The organism is Lactobacillus kimbladii (assembly GCF_000970755.1).
Classification (GTDB): domain Bacteria; phylum Bacillota; class Bacilli; order Lactobacillales; family Lactobacillaceae; genus Lactobacillus; species Lactobacillus kimbladii.
Map to the genome: position 1 here is coordinate 313,319 of NZ_KQ034007.1, position 14,052 is coordinate 327,370.

The window sequence follows — 14,052 nt, forward strand, 5'->3', positions numbered from 1 at the left end:
CTATTCATTAACCATAAAAGGCTAGTTTTAATATATTAGAAAAATGTTAGGCAATAGTTAGAGAAAGTGACACAGAGCCTGTTTCACGGTACAATATTAGCGGATACATTTTATCTAAAGGAGGAAATCTCATGGTAGGAATTGTTTTAGCCAGCCATGGTGGATTTGCCGATGGAATTGCGCAGTCTGCGCAAATGCTGTTTGGCGAACAAGACAATTTTGCTCATGTCATTTTAAAGCCTGATGAAGGGCCAGATGATATAAGGGGCAAAATGGAAACAGCAATAACTTCATTTGAAAATCAGGATGAAGTACTGTTAATAGTTGATTTGTGGGGAGGTACGCCGTTTAATCAAGCTAATACTCTGCTTGAAAAGCATCCTAATTGGGCAGTTGTCACTGGTATGAATTTACCAATGGTTGTTGAAGCTCTAACTCAGAGGATGACAAACCCTGACATTACCGCTCATCAAATTGCAACAGCTGTTGTTGAGCCAGCAAAAGATGGTATTAAAACCAAGCCGGCAGAATTAATGCCAAAGGAAACTGCAGGTACAAAACCGCAGGCACAAACAGCATCTTCAGCTAAAAAGAAGACTATCCCGGAAGGCACTGTTGTTGGTGATGGTCACATTAAATTTGTTTTAGCTCGGATCGATTCACGATTATTACACGGCCAAGTGGCTACTGGTTGGATACCAACTATGCATCCAGACCGGGTTATCGTAGTTTCAGACAATGTAGCTAAAGACGAAATGCGTAAAAGCATGATTCGTGAAGCTGCACCTGCAGGTGTTAAAGCGCACACTGTACCGTTGAACAAGTTAGTTGAGATAGCTAAGGATCCCCGTTTTGGTAACACGCACGCCTTACTACTTTTTGAAAATCCAGAAGATGTTTTAAAAGTGATAAAAGCAGGTGTAGACATTAAAACAGTTAATGTTGGTTCAATGTCCTATAAAGTTGGAGATGTCAATGCTAACAATGTATTGTCTATGAATCAAGAAGATGTTGATACTTTCCACGAACTTGAAAAAATGGGAGTTAAGTACGATGTGCGGAAAGTTCCAACTGATAAAGAAGGCAATATGGAAGCTATTTTAAATAAAGCTCAAAGTTTGCTTGACGAGCAAAACAAGTAAGAGAATAGGAGTAAAAAATGAACGCTATTCAAATGATTTTAGTTGTCATAGTTGCCTTTCTTGCAGGTATGGAAGGCATCTTAGACCAATGGGAATTTCATCAACCATTGGTTGCTTGTACATTAATTGGCCTAGTAACCGGGAATCTGGTTTTAGGTGTTATCCTAGGTGGTTATTTACAAATGATAGCCTTGGGTTGGGCTAATATCGGTGCTGCTGTTGCGCCTGATGCCGCCTTGGCTTCAGTAGCTTCCGCTATTATTTTGGTTCAAAGTGGTCAAGGAACAAAGGGCATTGGTATGGCTACTGGTATTGCCATGCCTCTGGCCGTTGCCGGACTATTTTTGACTATGATCGTTCGGACAATTTCTACTGGTATTGTCCACATTATGGATGCCGATGCTAAAAAAGGCGATTGGCGTAAAATTAATATGTGGCAATGGCTTGATGTTTGTCTGCAGGGATTGAGAATCGCTATTCCGGCTGCACTGCTGTTAGCTATTCCTGCTTCACAAGTTAGATACTGGCTGGGCTTAATGCCAGCATGGCTTAGTGATGGTATGTCAATAGGTGGTGCCATGGTTGTTGCCGTTGGTTACGCAATGGTAATCAACATGATGGCTAGTCGTGAAGTTTGGCCGTTCTTTGCCATCGGTTTTGCTTTGGCAGCTATTAAAGATCTAACTTTGATTGCTTTGGGTGCAATCGGTTTAGCGATGGCGCTCATGTACTTAGCTTTAGAGTCAAAAGGTGGCAATAACGGCAGTTCAAGTTCTGATAATGAGGGTACCGGCGATCCACTCGGCGATATCATAGATGACTATTAGAGTGATATTTAAGAGGAGGATTTTATAATGGCTGATAAAAAAATAAAATTAACTAAAGCCGACCGCTTCAAAGTTATGTGGCACTCACAATTTTTGCAAGCTTCATGGAACTACGAAAGAATGCAGAACGGTGGGTACGCATATTCACTTATTCCTGCTTTGAGAAAACTTTATCCTAAAAAAGAAGATATGGCAGCTGCTTTGCAGAGACACCTGGTCTTCTTCAACGTTCACCCTTACTTAGTATCGCCAATTCTAGGTGTTACTTTAGCCTTAGAAGAGGATAAAGCTAATGGAGCCAAAGTTGAAGATGAAGCTATTCAAGGTGTTAAGGTTGGAATGATGGGACCTTTAGCCGGTGTCGGTGACCCTGTATTCTGGTACACTGTACGGCCAATTGTTGGTGCTCTAGGTGCCTCAATGGCTATTCAAGGCAACATTTTAGGACCAATTTTGTTCTTCGTTATTTGGAACGTAATTAGATTGGCCTTCATGTGGTACACACAGGAATTTGGCTACAAGGCTGGTTCTGCGATTACTAATGATATGTCTGGTGGTCTATTGCAAAAGGTAACCCGTGGAGCTTCGATGATGGGTATGTTTGTTTTAGGCTCCCTGATTGAACGCTGGGTTAACATTAAGTTCACTCCGATTGTTTCAAAGACGCCTGTCCAAAAGGGTGGCTATATTGATTGGGGCTCACTTCCAGCCGGTGCTAAAGGTATTCAACAAGCTTTAATTGATCAGGCAAATGGCTTGTCTTTAACCAAGTTTAAAGTTACTACTTTGCAAAACAACTTGGATAGTTTAATCCCTGGTTTAGCTGGACTACTTTTGACTTTCCTTTGCATGTGGCTGCTAAAGAAGAAAGTTTCACCAATCGTAATTATTATTGCCATCTTCATTGTTGGTGTCGTTTTGCATGTTCTGCATGTGCTTTAATCTAAAATGGTTGAATCAAGTAACACCAAAGTTGATTTAACGACAAATGCGACTTGGTTTCGCTCGTTATCTACATACGGTAAAGTAATGGTCGGAGATAAGGCATTTGAATTCTATAATGACCGCAACATCTCTGATTATGTTCAGATTCCGTGGCCAGAAGTTACTTATGTGGTGGCGGATGTTTATTTCCATGGACGTTATATACCTCGTTTTGAAATTCGCACTCGTGCAAACGGAAAATTTATTTTTACAACACGTAATAATAAAAAAACTTTGCGCGCTATTCGTAAGTATGTCCCTGCCAATAGAATGCGGCAGGCACTGGGATTGTGGCAAAAAATCAAAAGAAGAATAATGCATAAATAAAAAAGTTCCTAGACAAAATCAATTGTCTAGGAATTTTTTTACTTAATTCTTGCTTTTAATATTTATTTTTTCCACAACACCCAATTCACCAACAATTTCTGTTTCAAAGCTTGCATTGCTATGCCTTCTTTTCTTCGTGCCAAATTTTAGATAGGGTTGACAAGACTATAAAGATTAACAGTGCTGAAATCATTGATACTCTGTTTTCAGGTAAGATTAACAACAATATGATCATTAAAATAAAAAAGATCAGTGTTATGTAGTCCCAAAAAGGAAAACCTGGCATTTTAAAATCTGTTAATTCTTGTGCTGGCGTTTTTTTGCGGTAGGCAATGTGGGTTAAAAGCATTAGACACCAAATAATTAAAAACATACTGGTAGAGGTTGAAGAAATAAAATTAAATGCCTCATTGCCGATGACAATGATAACAAATGGTGCTAAGGCCATTAGGCAGGCTGATAAGGTCAAAGCATTCTGGGGCAATTGCCTTCTCAGATGACCAAATGTCTGGTTAAATTTGCCCTTACCGTTAAAAGTAACAGAAAATAGCAATCTGCCTGCACTGTATAAAATACTGTTAGTCGAGGAAACAGCAGCAGAAATAACCACAAAATTGATAATTGAGCCGGCATTGCGGATGCCAGTTGCCGCTAGGGTCTGCACAAACGGACTAGAATTAGTAGCCACTTTATTCCAGGGAATCACTACTAAAATAGCAATAATGGCCAGCACATAGAATAAAATGATACGCATTGGGACCTCATTAATAGCCTTTCTAATTGTTACTTTGGGGTTTTGCGCTTCGGCAGCAGTTAATCCGACTAATTCAACGCCAACAAAGCTAAAGATAACCATTTGAAAACCGGAAAAGAACCCGGTGCCGCCTTTAGCAAAAAAGCCACCATGTGTGGAAAGGTTAGCAAGAGTAACGGGTCCAAAAGAGGTCTTGCCACCAGTTATTAACAAGTAGGCCACTAAAATCACGAAGGCAATAACGGTCACAATTTTAATTATGGCAAAACTAAACTCCAGATTGCCAAAAAGACGGGCAGAAAGCAAATTGATAAATAGCAAAACAGCTATGGTTACTAAACCAGGTACCCACGTAGGCAAATGGGGAAACCAGTATTGAAAATATATTCCCAAGGCTGTCATTTCTGCCATACCCAAGGTAACCCAACTAATCCAGTAAAGATAGCCTGAGATGAATCCGGTGTTTTTACCCAAGTACTTTTCGATAAAGTCAATATAGGTATGCTTAGATAAGTCTGAAATTATGAGCTCACCTAAAGCTCGCATAAGTAGAAATAAGAAAATACCGACAATGGCATAAATTAAAATGACGCTAGGACCGGCTCGTCTAATGCTATTACCTACACCTAGAAATAAACCTGTACCAATTGTCCCACCCAGGGCAATCAATTGAATATGCGCGTTTGTCAAGGTTCGTTCGTAACCAGAACCGTTATTTTCTTCTTCTTCGCTCATTAAATCACTCCAAATACTTAAAAATTAGTTACATTATTAAATTATAGCATTATACAAAAGCGTATGTTTTTAACAAAATAAAATTTGGTCAAATTGTAAGTTTTGTTATGTTAAAAAGGGCTTTATTTAAAGACAAATTGTAGTATCATATATTTTATTAAAAATAAATTAAGGAGGAAGATTTAATGTTTACCATTGGCCAATTTACTGTTAATAACTTGGATATTAGTTTGGTATTACCGGAAGTCAGTCATGCGGAAGCTTTATACGAAATTATTGTCCATGACCGTGATCAGCTGGCACATTTTTTACCTTGGGCAGGTAAGATTACGAGTGTCAAAGATGAAGTTGATTTTATTAAGGCAATGCGAGTTGACACCGCTAATTATAAGAAACTGGTACTAGTTGTTCTTGTCAATGGCAAACCAGCGGGAATGGTTGACCTGCACAATATTAAGTTAAAAAATGAAAGCGGCGAAATTGGCTATTGGCTGGGGCAAAAATATCAGGGTAACGGAATCATGACTCAGGCCGTTAAAAAGTTAGTAGACGTATCATTCAACCAGTTTGGATTACACAGTATTAAATTACTGGCAGATCATAATAATAAACCTAGTAGAGCCATTGCAGAGAGGCTGCAATTTGAATATGTGGCCAGGCTTAAAGATGAAGTCAAGTATCACGGCAAGTTCTGTGATATGGAGTTATATATTACATTTAACCCTAAAAACTAATCAAAAAAATTGCTGGTAAAATTTACCAGCAATTTTGTTATTTGTCTGCATATCCTTGAGGATGTGTTTGGTGCCATTTCCATGCACTTGCCATTACATCTTCAGCGTTCTCGTGTTGTGGCTGCCAGCCTAAAATAGTTCTGGCTTTAGCTGAATCGGCAACTAAACTGTCAGGGTCTCCTGCACGTCGTGGTCCCATAGTATATGGAATTTCAATATTGGTAACTTTACGAGCCGCCTGTAAGATCTCTAAGTTGGAATAACCGTGAGCAGTTCCGAGGTTGAAAACATCGGATTTGTTGGTTTTAACTAAGTATTTTAGTGCCAGTACATGCGCATCGATGAGATCTTCGATTTGAACGTAATCTCTGACATTAGTGCCATCTTTAGTGTCGTAGTCATTACCAAAAATAGTAAATTTACCATCGCCACTGACAGCACTTTTTAAAATATTAGGAATTAAATGCGTTTCCGGAGAGTGATCTTCTCCAATTGACCCATCACTTGCAGCACCAGCAACGTTGAAATAGCGCAGTGCAATTGATTTGATACCATCAGCTTTATCTGCCCAATGCATGATTTTTTCCATCATTACTTTGGTTTCGCCATAAGGGCTAATCGGATTAAGCGGTGAATCTTCAGTAATTGGCAATTTCTTAGGGATGCCGTATGTGGCAGCGCTAGAAGAAAAGACGAGGTATTTTACATCGGCATCTTTCATGGCCTCCAGGAGTGCGATCATACCTGAAACGTTATTATCATAGTATTTCAGTGGCTTTTGCACGGATTCAGGCACTAAAGAATAAGCGGCAAAGTGCATAACTGCCTCAATTTTTTCTTGACGCAATATTTGACTGACTAAAAACTTGTTTTCAATATCTCCTTGGTAAAACTTGGCTTTAGGGTTGACTGCCTTTCTGTGTCCAGTGTACAAAGCGTCAAGGACAACAACATCATTATTTTGTTCAATTAATTTCTTTACAGCTACTGAGCCAATATACCCGGCACCGCCGATAACTAAAACGCGCATAAATTCCTCCAATTATTATATGGTAATGATCTTCTGTCTAAATTTTAGCACAGTCTGTTAATTTAAAAGACAATTATTGACAGTAAAATCATTTTGCAATAAAGTTACTTTTAGTAAGATAGCAAGAAAGAAGTATCAAAATGATTCATAATTCCACAATTAACCAGCAAATTAATCATCGCTCTATCAGAAAATTTAAAGATCAAACACTAAGTGCAGAACAATTAAATACTTTGTACACCGTTTTTCAACATACAGCGACCAGCATGTTTATGCAAAATGCAACAATGCTTCATATTACTGATGAAGGTAAAAGGGCAAAAATCAGAGAATTGTGCGGACAAAAATATGTTGGTGCTGAAGGTGATTTGTTTGTCTTTGTAGTGGATTTATACCGCAACCAACAAATTCGCCGCCAGTTAGGTAAAGATGACGGACGTGTTCATACCACTGACATTTTCTTTCAGGGGATGGATGACACATTACTTGCTTGGCAAAATGTGGCTAATGCTGTTGAAAGTATGAATTTAGGCTATGTGCCTCTTGGCACCATTAATGATCACCCGTTAAAAATGCTAGACGTATTAGACTTGCCTAAGCTGACATTTCCAGCGTTAGGGATGCAAGTGGGTATTCCTGATCAAGAGCCGCAATTGAAACCGCGCTTGCCACTAGCATTTACAACTTTTGAAAATGAGTATCCGCGTGATTTTAAAGTGGTAGACTTGAAAGACTATGACCAAGTCGTTACCACTTACTATGACTTGAGGGATGCTAATAGACGTATTGATTCTTTTACCAAGCAAATAACTGGTGACAAGTTAAACGATAAGAGAATTGATCGTGACGAGTTGCCAGAATTGTTGCACAAGCAAGAGCTTTGCCTAGATTGGAAATAAAATAAAAGTCGCGCATTCGATTGCACGACTTTTTTTGTTTTGGTATAATTTAAACGTTGTGAAAGTTGCTGATTTAGCTCAGTTGGTAGAGCGTTTCCCTCGTAAAGAAAAGGTCGCCAGTTCGATTCTGGCAATCAGCATAACAAAGGCAAATATAGCATTAAAGCCCGTTGTATCAATCTTGATATGACGGGCTTTTGCTTGTTATGAAGTGTTTTAAATAGTTGTAAATTAATGTGAAATGTTGTGGTCAGTCACACTGCTAGTCACACAATGTGAAATAAGTTGAAAATTTGTCGTTATTAATTTTTCAGGAATGAACATAACTCTTGATGTAGCAGGCTTAATTGCTTGCTTTTTTGTGTGACTGAGTGTGACTAAGGAGATATATTACTTTTTCTTTAATAATTTATCTGTTTTAGCTCGATCGCAATTTTATGTTTCTCACAAAATTAGCAGCAATTAAAGTTGTTGTAGTAATAACTAAGTAAAAAATTATTAAATCGCTAAGAATAAGGATCGCTGCTTTCCAAATATTTTTTATTTATTATGGATTCCACTAGCCTTATTTTTTGACTAAGTTATAGAGTTATACCCATGTTATGTTTATTTAATAGATTTTGATGAGCATCGTGTTCAACAATATTAAGTTAGTTATGCAACAAGTTGCTAATGAGGCTGAATTAAGTTCTAAGATAAATAGTTGGAAGAGATTTACGGAATCTCTCTAAAGATTCTTAATGTATAAACAAAATAAAAAGAGAGAGCATCATAATAAATGAATTAGTTTGATATAAAATAAAATTATAGTTTTAGCTATCTCTTAGTTCCTATGAGTAATATGAGTGTATAAAATAAATTTTGTATTTTGACCATATCAGTGAATTCTAGATCACTATTCAATGTGATAGTTTTTATACTGTCTTGATTTTTATCAATTTATTTGTGAAATTTTTTAAACAATAGCACAGTAGTTGCTAACATATTTGTACTTTTTATGATTATAAAAGCAGGCAAGTATTCCGTACTCATAGAATAGGTATATGTCACCAAAATGTTTCATTCAAATCTAAGATATATCTTTATTTTTTTGAAAATAGTTTTAGATGTTACCAGTATTTAAATTAAGCTTTATAAAATTTGTTTTCTGAAATATTAGCAATTGAGCTTCGTATGTGTTATCAGTTGTTAATAATTTCATTACAAATAATTATAAAAATGGTAAATTATATTTTATAAAAATATGAAAGTTATCATTTACTTTTTAATTAATTTAATTTATACTCTGTTAAGTATTTACTAAGGAGAAATAGATGAAAAAGAAAACAAATATAGAAAAAGCAAACATAATAAACTTATTGATAAGTGGACAAACAAATAGTTTTGGTACACAAATTTTTGATTACGCTAATCAACTTGTAATTTCAGGATTAAGTAATAACACAAATCTTTATATGGGATTGTATCAAGGGGGGGAAGCAATAGCTGGTCTGCTATTCAATTTAGTGGGTGGCGTTTTTGCAGATAAAAAAAACAGAAAGAAATTATTAATTTATACAGATATCCTTTCAGGAATTGTAACATTGATAGTCTACTTAAACTATTCATCTAAAAAAGCTTGGAATTTAATAGTTGTAAACATAATTCTTGCAATTCTTTATTCTTTTAACAGTCCTGCATATAAAGCAATTATTAAAGATCTATTATCCAAAAAAAACATTTATAAATATAATTCGTATTCTAAATCAGTTTCTGAAGTAATAAATGTCTTGTCTCCTATACTAGGAATGATAATTATTAATGGATTTGGCTTTAAAATTGGAATGCTTATAAATTCGCTTAGTTTTTTTGTGTCAGCTTTAATTGAATGTAGATTAACACTTATAGTAAATGATAGAGCTATTGATTTAAAAAAACGAGATAACTTAATAGGTTCTTTTATAGAAGGAAGCCAATATATATGGAACAATAAAAAGTTACTGATTATCATAATTTCCAGTAGCTTAATAAATTTTTTCTTGGCAGGTTATAACTTTACATTGCCTTTTATTAATAAAATAAGTAACAGCAAAAATTTATACGCTTATGTATTGGTTGCCTCTTCAGTAGGTAATATCTTGGGTGCTTTATTGAATGGTATATCTAAAAAAAGTCTGACACCTGAAAGATATAGTAATTTCCTATTAGGTATGTCGTTAGCAACTTTACTTGTATCTATTTTCAAATTTAGTAATATATTAATTTTACTACTGATTTCATTAGCTATGCTTTGCCTTACATTTTTTAATATTCAAATGATTTCAGGTATTCAATCTGAAATACCTGATGAATTTATGGGTAGGGTTTTTGGTGCTGTTTTTACAATATCCACACTTTTTGCACCAATAGGTACATATACTTTTTCAATTTTAAATATTTTAGATTGGTCGGCTTTTATTATAATCGGTTTTGGAGAGTTTATTGTTTTTGTGCTGATGAAGTTTGGTCTTATATTTTTTAACTCACATCATTTAGATTAAGTGAAAGGATAAATAATGTTATTTTCAAATACAGTAAATGATAATTATAAAATTATTAATCACAGAAATGTGGACAAAATGATAGATGTGGAATTTTTACAAGATCTGTACAGTCAAGTTGATTTAGAAATTAATCCAGTACGGTTTAGAAATATTATTTCAATTTACAGAGATGGAATTTTTCAAGCTTATGCACCGGAAAAAGAGTGGAACTTTCTCCAGGAATATGTAGGTAATAAATTTCTTGAAAAAGATAGATCTTTTTTAATCGGATTGAATCATTACATAGAATTTCCCAAAACAGAACTAAAAAAACTTCTAAAATCGATAGCTCAACGGGACTTGAACTCTGATAGTCCTAAAATATTATGTCATACATTAATTAAATTACATTTTTGTGCTTTAAATGAAATTTATGGTATAAATTTGGTTCAAATTGAAGAAGGTCTACATTATGCCATTAAAAAATTTCTTCAAAGTGAACAAAACTTTGGTACTGATGCATTTAATTGGCTGTTGGGAGACTCACACTCTATTTTAACAGATGCAATTGAATTGAAAGTTTCTCTCTCTGAAAAGAAAAGAAAAGGGTTGATTACTAATAAAGAAGCCGAACAAATTTATACAAATCAATATGGTGGCTTAGAAACAGCATATGGTAATTTTAAGGAAAAAAATAGTAATAATGAAAAAGAAAAGCAATTTGTGAAAGATACTAATAAAGATCTTTTAAGTACGTTTACAAGAATTTTAATTGGTGGTAGCGTTGGCGAAATATTTAGCATTTTTTTTTCATTATTAGCAGTTAAATTAAAGGCTTTTGGAAAGGTATTAAAAGGAATCGTAGGAATCTTTGCACATGCTCCAATTATTGCTTTAATTCCTTTAGTAATCTTAATTACTCCTGATACAGAATCGAGTATTTTATTGATAATATCTATATCTAGCTTTCTTGGAACGTTTGATTATAATATATCAATTATCCGAAAAATATCTTCTTGGAATAAATATTATATTGCATTATTTTATAAAAGAAATATAATAAGCGATTTTGTAGTTTCGATACCTTATTTTTTACATTATCTCCCGACTTCAATATCGTATAGCTTTTCATCTAGTTGGACTACTGTTGTAACTGCTGAGGTTCTGTCAGGAACAACTGGTGTTGGATTCAGATTGTGGCAATCCTTTTCAATTTTAGACTTTCCCCAAATGATTGTTTATTTGATAATAATAATAGGTTGCGGTGAAATAGGAAGAGCTTTCATAGACAGTATTGGATATTTAGTAAAGAAATTAAAAAATGTATAAATATAAGAAAAAAGAGATAATAATAAACGACTTAAAAAAATATGTGGGTAATGAAGTTTTATTTGAATGCGAGCAATTTCGTATTAAGTATAGGGACAGAATGGGTATTGTAGGAAACTCTGGAATTGGCAAAACGACGTTCTTAAATATGCTAGCTGGTTTAGATAAAAAATTCGATGGAATAATAGAAAACAATTTTAATAGAACGTTTTTTGTTCCACAATTTGATGAATTCCCAAATTGGCTTGGGGTTAATTATATAATTAGAAGAGCTAAACATTTATCTAAAATCAGTGATATACAAGGAAATTTCATAATTGATCAATTAGGTTTAAACAGTTTATTCCAGCAGAAATATGGCACTCTTTCGGGAGGACAAAGAAAAGTAGTTTTAGTAGGTGTCGCATTACTAAGTTTACCAGATCTTTTAATATTAGATGAAGCTTTTAATGGAATAGATGACAATAAGAGAAGAGAACTGTTTACTTTTCTTAATAAATGGATAGAAAATAATAAAATTACACTTATATTTGTTAGTCATAATAAAAACGATTTGGCATTGCTAACAAATAAAGTTATAAAAATTAAAAATAAGAGGATAACTTTCTAATATGAAAATAAAAATCGGTCAATATGATATACCTGAGATAAAATTTTGTGATCTAAATAAAGAAAATGAAATTAAAGATGAAATGTTCCTTGGTGGACGACTAGGAATAATTAAGTTAGGAAATCAAAAACACAGAGGAATTATTGCAATAGACAAGCTGCATCCCCATACTTTATTTGATATTATGTTAGCCTTTTCAAGCTTAGATGGGATTGATGAAATTATTAATAATAAAAAAGAATTTAAAACTATTTTGCAGACAGGGATTGATATTCAAAAAAAAATAGAGAATTTTAAGTTAGAAAAGAAATTTAAAATATATCCTGAAACCACAAAACTAATTTATAATATTTCATCAAATATTTCTAATAAATCAGCAATGTCGCTACCAGCTTTTCACCTACATATTAACACTTTTTCTAGCTATGAACTGAATAAATTGAAAATTAAAGAGATTAATCTAAGTGAATTTGATAAAAAACTAGAGGAGGCGTGTGTTTATTTCAAATATTTGTTTAATAAACGATCTATAGGAATCAAAAAAAGCAAAAAATATGGCTTAGGGGTTGGTATTAATGTAATTACAGAATGGAAGCAGTTTTGTGAAATTGATTTAGAAAAATTAGTTTTTATTCTTCAAGAAATTCATTTTGCAATGCTTGATGTAGCAAATAAGTATTACAATTGCTTCTGCAATTATGGTGTAAGCATTTATAAGCAAAAAAAGATAATTATTTTAATTCAACCTAAGTATGGGACCTCTATTGGAGCAGCTGGAGCAATGCAATGGAAAGGAAAAGTAGATTTTTCTATTCCTCAGAGAAGCTCAGGTGTATTTGATAAAGAGACTTTACAGCGAAGAAAAAGATTTCAAGACTATGTACTTTCGAATTTTTAAGGAGAAAAAATGATAATATTAATTCATGAATTTGGCTATCAAAGTGTTAAGACGTTTGTAGAAACTATACGAAAAAATGAGAATCTTAAGGTTATAATTCATACATATAAGAAAAAAACTTTTCCAAGTTATATCGACACAATTGAACTTGATGATTTTTCTATAGAAAATATTGTTGAAGCGGTTGAAAATATTTCGAAAAATATAAGTAATGAGAATGTTGGATGTGTGACCTTTGACGAAAATTTAGTAGAATTATGTGGCATACTAAATGACAGAAATTCTAGATCAAATAAAAAATGTTTGTCTGCAGTTACTTCATATTTGTTGACAGACAAACTATTAATGAGGTCATTTCTTGGAAATATTGTACCAGAACCTAATTTTTCAGAATATACAGGAAAAGAAAATGCAAAGAAGTTTTTAAAAACAAACCCGAATGGTATAGTGTTAAAGCCGAGAGCCTTATATTCAAGCCGTGGGCAATACTATGTCAATAAAGAGTCAGATCTTAATCATATTCCAATCTCGTTAAATAATTATTTGATGGAGGAAAAAGTAAATTATACCAGCATGTATACAAGCGACGGCTTGTATACTAATGGCAATATTTTTGTTACTATTCATCAGTATGGTGAAAAAATCTCTGATTCTGAAAAAAATACTGCTCCTTTAAAAGTTAAAACAGCTGATTTGTATGAGAAAGATCCAAAATTAATAAAAAAAATAGAAAAGATGGCAAAAAACATTTTAATCAATGTTTCAACTAATGCAGAGGTTATTCCTTTTCACTTTGAATGGTTTGTTGATACTAAAAAACGAACAATTAAATTTTGTGAGGGAGCAGCAAGATTTGGAGGAGCATATATTCCTGAACTGATTATGGCAGAATATAATGTAGATGTTAAACAAATGTATGCTAAATTGTTGACTAGTTCAACAGACGCTATAATATTGGGTAATTTAAAACTACGTAATAGACTGACTTCAATTTCGTTTTCACCACGTTTTTCTTCACTAAATCAAAAAAAATTAATAAATAATATGTTAGATTTTCCTAATTGGATACTATTTAAAAAATCCTATCTCGATAATCGGAAAGTAATCATAACAGAAGAAAATTGGATGACTATTCAGGCTTATACTGTTGTTTTTAATTATTCTTCTCAATTAGATCTTGAAAAGAAAGAAAAAATATTGTTGAATTTGTTAAAGCCAAATAAGATATAACGATTTAAATAAAAAGGCGATGTTTTAATTTTAGTAATGTCGTTAAGTTAAG

At 33.6% G+C, this 14,052-nt stretch carries 13 protein-coding genes and 1 tRNA gene; 12 read left to right on the forward strand and 2 right to left on the reverse strand.

Translation table 11 applies throughout. From position 1 onward, the window contains the following. Nucleotides 1-131: 131 nt before the first annotated feature. Genes JF75_RS01900 through JF75_RS01915 form a run of 4 tightly spaced genes read left to right on the forward strand, consistent with a single transcriptional unit; the run spans nt 132 to nt 3,280 of the window. Nucleotides 132-1,142 (forward strand): PTS sugar transporter subunit IIB, encoded by a 1,011-nt coding sequence (locus JF75_RS01900; RefSeq protein WP_046331630.1) that lies wholly within the window; start codon nt 132-134, stop codon nt 1,140-1,142. Between the two features lie 17 nt (nt 1,143-1,159). Further along, nucleotides 1,160-1,969 carry a PTS mannose/fructose/sorbose transporter subunit IIC gene (locus JF75_RS01905; protein WP_046331631.1) on the forward strand — a complete coding sequence of 270 codons (810 nt, stop codon included), beginning with the start codon at nt 1,160-1,162 and terminating at the stop codon, nt 1,967-1,969. A gap of 27 nt (nt 1,970-1,996) precedes the next feature. Next, nucleotides 1,997-2,911 (forward strand): PTS system mannose/fructose/sorbose family transporter subunit IID, encoded by a 915-nt coding sequence (locus JF75_RS01910; RefSeq protein WP_046331632.1) that lies wholly within the window; start codon nt 1,997-1,999, stop codon nt 2,909-2,911. Between the two features lie 6 nt (nt 2,912-2,917). After that, nucleotides 2,918-3,280, forward strand: a complete 363-nt coding sequence (locus JF75_RS01915) for a DUF956 family protein (RefSeq protein ID WP_046331633.1) — start codon at nt 2,918-2,920, stop codon at nt 3,278-3,280. 118 nt (nt 3,281-3,398) lie between these two features. Here the strand turns inward: JF75_RS01915 and JF75_RS01920 are convergent, their stop codons facing one another. Then, complete coding sequence (locus JF75_RS01920; protein WP_046331634.1) at nt 3,399-4,769, reverse strand: amino acid permease; 1,371 nt, start codon at nt 4,767-4,769, stop codon at nt 3,399-3,401. Between the two features lie 185 nt (nt 4,770-4,954). Here JF75_RS01920 and JF75_RS01925 point away from each other — a divergent pair, with 185 nt between their 5' ends. After that, a complete protein-coding gene (locus JF75_RS01925) occupies nt 4,955-5,503 on the forward strand; it encodes a GNAT family N-acetyltransferase (protein WP_046331635.1) in 549 nt (182 codons plus the stop codon). A gap of 37 nt (nt 5,504-5,540) precedes the next feature. Here JF75_RS01925 and galE read toward each other — a convergent pair whose 3' ends face one another. Next, nucleotides 5,541-6,533, reverse strand: coding sequence for a UDP-glucose 4-epimerase GalE (gene galE, locus JF75_RS01930; RefSeq protein ID WP_046331636.1), 993 nt, complete (start codon nt 6,531-6,533; stop codon nt 5,541-5,543). A 140-nt stretch (nt 6,534-6,673) separates the two neighbouring features. Between galE and JF75_RS01935 the strand changes: the two genes are divergently transcribed. The 7 genes from JF75_RS01935 to JF75_RS01965 all read left to right on the forward strand — a co-directional run bounded on the left by JF75_RS01935 (nt 6,674) and on the right by JF75_RS01965 (nt 14,000). Beyond that, complete coding sequence (locus JF75_RS01935) at nt 6,674-7,432, forward strand: NADPH-dependent oxidoreductase (protein WP_046331637.1); 759 nt, start codon at nt 6,674-6,676, stop codon at nt 7,430-7,432. A 67-nt stretch (nt 7,433-7,499) separates the two neighbouring features. Further along, nucleotides 7,500-7,572 (forward strand) — tRNA-Thr (locus tag JF75_RS01940). A gap of 1,173 nt (nt 7,573-8,745) precedes the next feature. Next, nucleotides 8,746-9,951: an MFS transporter gene (locus tag JF75_RS01945; protein WP_046324364.1), complete on the forward strand. Its 1,206-nt coding sequence runs from the start codon at nt 8,746-8,748 to the stop codon at nt 9,949-9,951. 15 nt (nt 9,952-9,966) lie between these two features. Beyond that, the gene (locus JF75_RS01950) at nt 9,967-11,262 is read left to right on the forward strand and encodes a hypothetical protein (RefSeq protein WP_046331638.1); all 1,296 of its coding nucleotides are present in this window, start codon (nt 9,967-9,969) and stop codon (nt 11,260-11,262) included. Beyond that, on the forward strand, nt 11,255-11,872 hold the full coding sequence (locus tag JF75_RS01955) for an ATP-binding cassette domain-containing protein (protein ID WP_046324369.1): 618 nt from the start codon (nt 11,255-11,257) through the stop codon (nt 11,870-11,872). Before JF75_RS01950 ends, JF75_RS01955 begins: the two co-directional genes overlap by 8 nt. A 1-nt stretch (nt 11,873) precedes the next feature. Beyond that, nucleotides 11,874-12,770, forward strand: coding sequence for a hypothetical protein (locus tag JF75_RS01960; RefSeq protein WP_046324370.1), 897 nt, complete (start codon nt 11,874-11,876; stop codon nt 12,768-12,770). Between the two features lie 9 nt (nt 12,771-12,779). Then, nucleotides 12,780-14,000 carry an ATP-grasp domain-containing protein gene (locus JF75_RS01965; protein ID WP_046324371.1) on the forward strand — a complete coding sequence of 407 codons (1,221 nt, stop codon included), beginning with the start codon at nt 12,780-12,782 and terminating at the stop codon, nt 13,998-14,000. The last annotated feature ends 52 nt before the right edge of the window (nt 14,001-14,052 follow it).

Excerpts from the sequence above, each read along its gene's own strand:
- JF75_RS01900 (WP_046331630.1), top strand. The coding sequence starts at position 132 with ATGGTAGGAATTGTTTTAGCCAGCCATGGTGGATTTGCCGATGGAATT.
- JF75_RS01905 (WP_046331631.1), top strand. The coding sequence starts at position 1,160 with ATGAACGCTATTCAAATGATTTTAGTTGTCATAGTTGCCTTTCTTGCA.
- JF75_RS01910 (WP_046331632.1), top strand. The coding sequence starts at position 1,997 with ATGGCTGATAAAAAAATAAAATTAACTAAAGCCGACCGCTTCAAAGTT.
- JF75_RS01915 (WP_046331633.1), top strand. The coding sequence starts at position 2,918 with ATGGTTGAATCAAGTAACACCAAAGTTGATTTAACGACAAATGCGACT.
- JF75_RS01920 (WP_046331634.1), bottom strand. The coding sequence starts at position 4,769 with ATGAGCGAAGAAGAAGAAAATAACGGTTCTGGTTACGAACGAACCTTG.
- JF75_RS01925 (WP_046331635.1), top strand. The coding sequence starts at position 4,955 with ATGTTTACCATTGGCCAATTTACTGTTAATAACTTGGATATTAGTTTG.
- galE (WP_046331636.1), bottom strand. The coding sequence starts at position 6,533 with ATGCGCGTTTTAGTTATCGGCGGTGCCGGGTATATTGGCTCAGTAGCT.
- JF75_RS01935 (WP_046331637.1), top strand. The coding sequence starts at position 6,674 with ATGATTCATAATTCCACAATTAACCAGCAAATTAATCATCGCTCTATC.
- JF75_RS01945 (WP_046324364.1), top strand. The coding sequence starts at position 8,746 with ATGAAAAAGAAAACAAATATAGAAAAAGCAAACATAATAAACTTATTG.
- JF75_RS01950 (WP_046331638.1), top strand. The coding sequence starts at position 9,967 with ATGTTATTTTCAAATACAGTAAATGATAATTATAAAATTATTAATCAC.
- JF75_RS01955 (WP_046324369.1), top strand. The coding sequence starts at position 11,255 with ATGTATAAATATAAGAAAAAAGAGATAATAATAAACGACTTAAAAAAA.
- JF75_RS01960 (WP_046324370.1), top strand. The coding sequence starts at position 11,874 with ATGAAAATAAAAATCGGTCAATATGATATACCTGAGATAAAATTTTGT.
- JF75_RS01965 (WP_046324371.1), top strand. The coding sequence starts at position 12,780 with ATGATAATATTAATTCATGAATTTGGCTATCAAAGTGTTAAGACGTTT.